Below are 6,553 nucleotides of genomic sequence, written 5' to 3'. Positions count from 1 at the left end.
GGGCGGCAGATGTGTGCTAACATCTCCTTGGGGACAGCGTTCCCCGTGCACCTTGAAACTTGGAGTAGGGGGTTCCATCGGGTAGTCCGATGGGTAAAACTCCAAACGAACACCCGTGGCAGAGCTAGAAGCATTGCGCTCGCCTGCCGATACGGAGACGCTTTCTTCGCCGCGAAGCGGGGTGTCAAGGTCCTTTCTGGGCTCGGACGGAGCCTGCGGGGATGGGTACGGCGTAGGCCGTCCCGTGAGAACCGCGAAGCCCCGTTCTTCAGAACGGGGAGTCGTCACCTGGATTGCTGGCGGAACCAGCGGGCCATGACTGCCGCTACCGCCCAGGTGAGGAGGGTTGTGGCTATTACCCAGCCGGTCTGATCGAGGTTTAGAGGTGCCAGCCCCAGCAAGACCCGCCCTTGTGGCAGGGCAAAGATCAGCACCATCAGGGCCACCGCGCCCCATATGCTCAAATCCAGCCAGCGGTTGGGAAGAGGTAACAGACGCACGCTGCGCGAAGGGTAGGCGAAGATGAGCTGGGCCAGCGATTCGTATAGAAAAACCGAGCTGCGCACCACCTCGAGGCCCGCCCCCCGCAAGTACAGGAAGACCAGTAAGCTGGCCCCCAGCACGGCCTTGGCCACCCCAGTGACCAGGATAAAGGCCAGCGAGGGGCCATCCAGCAGGGGGGCTTTGGGGTCGCGGGGACGCTGGCGCATCACGCCTGGGTTGCGGTCTACGCCCAGGGCCAGGGCCGGGGGGCCGTCGGCAATAATGTTGATCCACAAAAGCTGCACTGCCGTGAGGGGTAAGAAGAAAGCCCCCGCTGCATCGCGCAAACCCAGCACCACCGCAGCCATAAGTCCCAGCAGCACCAGCAGCACCAACGCCACGTTGGTGGAGAAAAGGAAGCGAATAAACTTCTGGATGTTTTCGTAGATGCTGCGGCCTTCCTCGATGGCAGCCACAATGGTGGCAAAGTTGTCGTCGAGGAGCACCAGATCGGCCACCTCGCGGCTCACATCCGAGCCGCGCTGCCCCATGGCCACCCCCACATCCGAGCGTTTGAGCGCAGGGGCGTCGTTGACCCCATCCCCGGTCATGGCCACGATCTCACCCCGGGCCTTAAGCGCTTCCACCAGGCGTAGTTTGTGCTCGGGCCGCACCCGTGCGAAGACATTGACCTCGTCCAGGGCCTGCTGCAAGGCCTCAGGGGTGAAGTCCTCGAGGTCCTCGCCGGTAAGCACCCGGTCACCCTGGATGCCCACCTGGTGGGCAATGGCCAGGGCCGTGGCAGGGTGATCGCCGGTGATCATCAGCACTCGGATACCAGCCTCCTGGGCTTGTCGGATGGCCCCTGGCACCTCGGGCCGGGGAGGATCCCAGAACAGGGCCAGGCCGGCGAAGTGAAGGTCCTTCTCCCGCTCTCCCTGGCCCCAGGCCAGCCCCAGTACCCGGTAACCTTCTGCGGCATAGGCCGCCGCTTTTTCGCGCCAGGACTCGAGCTCGGCCTGGCTCAGGGCGCAGCGGGCCAGCAGCACCTCGGGGGCGCCTTTGAGGTAACTGGTGGTTTGGGCGCCTTCGCGTACCGTCACCCGCATGAACTTGTGCTGGCTGTCAAACGGCCGCTCGGAATGGCGGGGTAGCCGGATGCGTAGCTCCTCGGGGTCGACCCCTCGAGCACGCACATAATCCAGCAGGGCCAGATCCATGGGATCGCCAGCCTGATGGTCGGCATCGTTGGCTAAGGCGCACACCCGGTAGGCCGCCTGGAGGTCGGGGCTGTCCAGGGCGCGTACTTCCATGCGGTTTTCGGTCAAGGTGCCGGTTTTATCGGTAGCAATCACCGTGACGGAGCCCAGCGCCTCCACTGCTGCGAGCTTGCGAACCACCGCCTTACGGGTGGCCATTCGCTCCACCCCCAGCGAGAGGGTCAGGGTAAGTACCGCCGGGAGGCCCTCCGGTACGGCTGCTACCGCCAGCGCTACCGCGAACAGCAGCACCTCGTCCAGGCGATGCCAGCCCTCGAAGATAACCCCCCCCAGCGCCACCAGAAAGGCCACCCCCAGCACCGCCCTGGCGATCTGGTGGCCAAAGTGTCGCAGACGGCGCTCCAGGGGGGTGGGATCGGCCTGCACATCACCCAGCATCTGGGCCAGACGGCCCAGGGCACTCTGGCTACCGGTGCGCGCCACCTGGGCATAAAGCCTGCCCCTTACCAACAAAGTGCCGCCGTAAAGCTCGTCGCTTGGGGATTTTTCTACCGGCAGGCTTTCGCCGGTCAGTACCGACTCGTCTACTGCGGCACTGCCCTCCAGCAGAAGTAAGTCGGCGGGGACCCGGTCGCCAGCCTCGAGGCGTACCAGGTCGCCTGGCACCAGCAGGTCACTGGGTATCTGCTGCCAGCGCCCATCCCGCTCCACCCAGACCCGTGGAGTAGCCATCTGTTTGAGCTTGTGCAGGGCAGCTTCCGACTTGTTTTCCTGCCACACCCCCAGTCCAGCGTTGAACAGCAAGATAATCCCAATGGCCAGCGACTCGAAAGGGAAGCCGTGGCTGCCCTCGAGCACCCACAAAACCAGGTCCACTGCCAGGGCAAAAAGCAAAATGTAGATCAGGGGACTTTGGAACTGCCGCAAAACCTTACGCCACAGCGCTTCTGGGGGTTTCTCGGGCAGGCGGTTGGGGCCATACTGGGCCAGCCGATGTTCTGCTTCTACCTGGGTAATGCCTTTGGGTATCTGGCCTGTCATGAAGCTCCTTGGGTAAAACCACCGGGAATCACCAGCACTGGTTTTGCGCTCAGGCGGGCCACCCGCTCGGTGATCGAGCCCAGCAGGAGCCGATCCAGCCCGCTGCGCCCGCGGGTGCCCATCACCACCAGATCGTGTTGCTGGCTGGCTTGCAAGATACTTTCGACAGGGTGACCTTGCATCAAGATGGGTTGGGCAGCCAGGCCCGTTTCTGCAGCCAGCTTCAAAGCCTCTTCCAGCACGGCCTGGCCCTGGCCCAGCAACTCGTGTTCTGGTAAGCCCACAGTTTTTTGCCCAGCCAGTTTGTGGGGTAGCTCAACCACGTGCAAGAGGGAGACCTCTGCCCCCAGGCTCGAGGCCAGCCGGACTCCATGCTGCACCGCCCGGCTGCTCCACTCGCTGCCATCGGTGGCGATAAGCAGCCGTCGGAAGATGTTTTCCTCTGGCGACGGCGGGGGGTTGTAGCGTTCATTGACTACCAGCACGGGTTTGAGGCTTCGGGCGATGACCGCCTGGGCCACCGAGCCCATAATGCAGCGCTCCAGGCCGCCCCGTCCGTGGGTACCCATCACCACCAGGTCGCAGTCTTTGGCTTGCTGCAAAATTACCTCTTCGGGCCAGCCCGACTCCAGCCTGGTTTTGACCTCAACCCCCAGGCGATGGGCTAGTTCAACGGCCCTGTCCAGAATCCCCTGACCCCGCGTTCGCGCCGCCTCCCGCACAAGACTCAGGGCGCTTACCAGTTCTGCTGGGCCGGGTTCAACCTGAACATCGTTGTCCAGTACATACAATAAACGCACCTGCAGGTCGAGCTGGGCAGCCAGCGATAGCCCCACCTGGGCAGCTTTCTCGCCACACAGGCTTCCATCCAGTGGAATCAGAAGGCTGGTATACACACGCATGGTCGCTTTGCTCATCTTTCGGCTCGCCTCAGTTGGGGCGAGGGATGGCCAGCACGGGCTTCTCGCTGCGGCGAAGCACCCCCTCGGCCACCGATCCCAACAAAAGCCGATCCAGTCCGCTGCGCCCGTGGGTGCCCATCACCACCAGATCATGGGCCCTGGCTTCCTCCAGGATGCCCTCAACGGCATTTCCCCTTGCCAGCCTGGTCGAGGCCGCGACCCCTACTGCGTCAGCCAACTTTTGGGCCTGCTCGAGGGCCTCCTGCCCAATTTGCTGGAACTCAGCCTCGGTTACCTCCGCTACAGGATAGATGGCGGTTTCGGGCCCCAGGTAGCGGTACATTCCTTCTATCACATAAAGCAGGGTCACGTTTGCGCCCAGGGCCTTGGCCAGCTCGAGCCCCTGCCGCAGCGCGATTTCACCAGACCGGCTACCATCGGTGGGGAGCAGCACCGAGTGTATCTCGTTTGTCTGGGCCCCTTCGCGCACCACCAAGACCGGCTTATGGCTCTTGTGCAAGACCCGGATGGACACGCTGCCCAGCAGCAACCGATCCAGCACGCCGTAGCCGTGGCTTCCCATCACGATCAGGTCGTGATCTGCCGCCATCTCGACGATCACCTCGGCAGCCCGCCCCTGGCGTTGCAGGGTTGTGCAGGCCACCCCCAGCGCCTGAGCCTGGGCCTCCACTTTTTCCAGGGCCTGCCGCCCGGCTACCAGCAGTTCGCGCTCAAAGTCGGTGTAGTAGGGAATGCTGTCGGGGGTCATGAGAATGCCGGTATAGGGCTCGAGCACGTGCAGGATGGTTGCCTCAGCTCCCAGACGCTGAGCCAACTTAAGGCCAAAGCGGGCTGCATCCTCGCTGCAACGGCTGCCATCAACGGGAATCAGGATTTTCCGGTACATAGCACCTCCCATAGGCAAATCACCGATAAAAAATTACATCGTTCCTCGAGGGTCTTCCCCCAGGCAAAGGTGGAAGCCAGCTTTAGTGTATTCAACAGCTTCGGGTAACTTGTCCCTGGATGCGACACGAGCGCCGCACCATCTCGCTATTCTTGCCGCTGCACAAAACATGCCTCTGCTAGGGGATGGCGTACGCCATAGCCACAACGTGGCTAACCTACAGGGGGTGGCGTGCGCCATAGCCACAACGTGGCTAACCTAGCCTAGACGCATGTTTTCGAGTTACCCAGCGACAAAAATAAGCCTAAGACAGCCCTTTTTATGATTGGGGTGGTGTCATTCTCTCTATAGACCGCTCTAATAAAGGCAGCGGCATACCCTCCTGCTCGGGCACCACCAGCAGGTTATTAAAGCTGCCAAATGGATTGCGAACCAGTGGGCAACCATCGTCGTTATACCAGCAGCACTCGTCTACCAGGTAGCGGAACTGATAGCTCTGGCCTGCTTCCAGCTCGAGGCTCGCCCGCCAGCACCCATCGCTACCGCACACCATGTGCACGCCATCGGGATGCCAGGACTCGTCCAAAAAATCCCCCACCACCGCTGCTTTGTGGGCGGTAATGCCCTTGGGTAAAACAAAAATTGCCCGCCACCGACGCTCGTCAATCGGTTGCAACTCGACCATGGTGATCCCCGTTTTCCTCCGCAGGCGAGAGCAGGGGATGCGTGGTATGGAAATCGGTCTCGACCAGCTGGATCTTGTATAACCTGGCTTCCTGTTCCAGCCACTGGGCCAGCAAGAAGTCGTCGGTGGTGTCCAACTCCACTGCGTGGCCCTGGGTGGGTAGCCAGACCAGCGGGCCGCAACCGTAGGCCAGACAGAGTAGCTCCCGCCGTAAATGGGCAGCAAATGGGCTGGGCCCCACCACATCGGCGTGGCTGTATACCGTGGTTCCATCACTAAACTTCCAGTAAGACACCCCCCACACCCCCCTTCAGCCTGCTGCACAACGGGCCGGTACTACCAGCACCGGCTTGGGGCAACGCCGCACAACCCCTTCGGAGACCGAGCCCAGCGCGAATTTGTTCCAACCGCTGCGTCCGTGGGTACCCATGACCACCAGGTCGTAATTGGGAGCTTCCTCCAGGATGCGGTGGAGGGGTTTTCCCTTGACAAGCTTGGCTTGGGCTGCCAGACCCTCCTTTTCGGCCTGGGCCTGGGCCTGGGCCAGCACCGCCTCACCCCAGCTGTGCAGGCTGTCCTCGAGGTAGCCATACTCCTGGCTCATGGCGATCTCGGGCCCCAGGTACTGGAAGGAATACTCGGTAGCCAGGAGCAGGGTGACCTGAGACCTGAGCGTGCGGGCCAGGGCCAGGCCGTGCTGTAAGGCCCCCCGGCTGCACTCGCTGCCGTCGGTGGCGATCAGGATGCGCGCAAAGTCCCGTGGGGGCTCCTGGCTGGCCTCGGACGGGGCGTGCACCACCAGCACTGGTTTGTGGCTTTTGGATACCACGGCCTGAGCCACCGAGCCCATCAACCAGCGTGCCGGCCCGCCCCGCCCGTGGGTACCCATCACCACCAGGTCGCAGTCCTCGGCCTGCTCCAAGATCACCTGTTCGGGCCAGCCCGAAGGCTGAAGGGTTTGAAATGCCACTTTATACTTTTGCGCCAGTGCAGTGGCTTGCTCGAGGGCCAGCTTGCCCTGATGGCGGGCCAGGTTGTGGAATAGGGTACGGCTGGTGGGCAGCTCGGCATCTGCTGCTTCCTCGCCGTACTCCAGCACGTTTAACAGGCGAACGTTAGCCCCCAGACGGTGGGCCAGGGCCAGACCAACCTCGAGCGCCGCCTGACTGCACGCGCTGCCATCGGTGGGAATCAGAATGTGTTTATACATAACCTCACCTCCTCAGGTAAGAGAACCCACCAATCCGCGGGATACGGCTTTACGCAGCCTGGAGGATTTCCGCTGCGCTCCAGCCAAACTCGGGACAAACCGGGG

General features: G+C 62.4%; 6 protein-coding genes. All 6 read right to left on the bottom strand.

Annotation, left to right across the window (positions count from 1 at the left end; translation table 11 throughout):
• Positions 1-284 precede the first annotated feature (284 nt).
• Positions 285-2,744: a cation-translocating P-type ATPase gene (locus Q355_RS0105775; RefSeq protein WP_027876920.1), complete on the bottom strand. Its 2,460-nt coding sequence runs from the start codon at positions 2,742-2,744 to the stop codon at positions 285-287.
• Entirely contained in the window at positions 2,741-3,646 is a 906-nt protein-coding gene (locus Q355_RS15465) for a universal stress protein (RefSeq protein ID WP_051529331.1), read from the bottom strand. The genes Q355_RS0105775 and Q355_RS15465 overlap by 4 nt, the downstream gene beginning before the upstream one ends.
• Positions 3,647-3,674: 28 nt before the next feature.
• On the bottom strand, positions 3,675-4,553 hold the full coding sequence (locus Q355_RS17255; RefSeq protein WP_333659819.1) for a universal stress protein: 879 nt from the start codon (positions 4,551-4,553) through the stop codon (positions 3,675-3,677).
• Between the two features lie 319 nt (positions 4,554-4,872).
• Positions 4,873-5,238, bottom strand: coding sequence for an isoamylase early set domain-containing protein (locus Q355_RS16170; protein WP_051529330.1), 366 nt, complete (start codon positions 5,236-5,238; stop codon positions 4,873-4,875).
• Positions 5,216-5,533, bottom strand: coding sequence for a hypothetical protein (locus tag Q355_RS0105755; RefSeq protein WP_156941880.1), 318 nt, complete (start codon positions 5,531-5,533; stop codon positions 5,216-5,218). The genes Q355_RS16170 and Q355_RS0105755 overlap by 23 nt, the downstream gene beginning before the upstream one ends.
• Positions 5,534-5,548: 15 nt before the next feature.
• Positions 5,549-6,448 (bottom strand): universal stress protein, encoded by a 900-nt coding sequence (locus Q355_RS0105750; RefSeq protein WP_027876918.1) that lies wholly within the window; start codon positions 6,446-6,448, stop codon positions 5,549-5,551.
• Positions 6,449-6,553: the final 105 nt, after the last annotated feature.

The organism is Meiothermus cerbereus DSM 11376 (genome assembly GCF_000620065.1).
Taxonomy (GTDB): Bacteria; Deinococcota; Deinococci; order Deinococcales; family Thermaceae; genus Meiothermus; species Meiothermus cerbereus.
The sequence above is the reverse complement of the archived record's forward strand: the minus strand, read 5'-3'. Positions and strand labels throughout refer to the sequence as shown.

Coding starts and splice junctions, on each gene's coding strand:
- Q355_RS17255 (WP_333659819.1), bottom strand. CDS start 4,553: ATGTACCGGAAAATCCTGATTCCCGTTGATGGCAGCCGTTGCAGCGAG.
- Q355_RS0105775 (WP_027876920.1), bottom strand. CDS start 2,744: ATGACAGGCCAGATACCCAAAGGCATTACCCAGGTAGAAGCAGAACAT.
- Q355_RS15465 (WP_051529331.1), bottom strand. CDS start 3,646: ATGCGTGTGTATACCAGCCTTCTGATTCCACTGGATGGAAGCCTGTGT.
- Q355_RS16170 (WP_051529330.1), bottom strand. CDS start 5,238: ATGGTCGAGTTGCAACCGATTGACGAGCGTCGGTGGCGGGCAATTTTT.
- Q355_RS0105750 (WP_027876918.1), bottom strand. CDS start 6,448: ATGTATAAACACATTCTGATTCCCACCGATGGCAGCGCGTGCAGTCAG.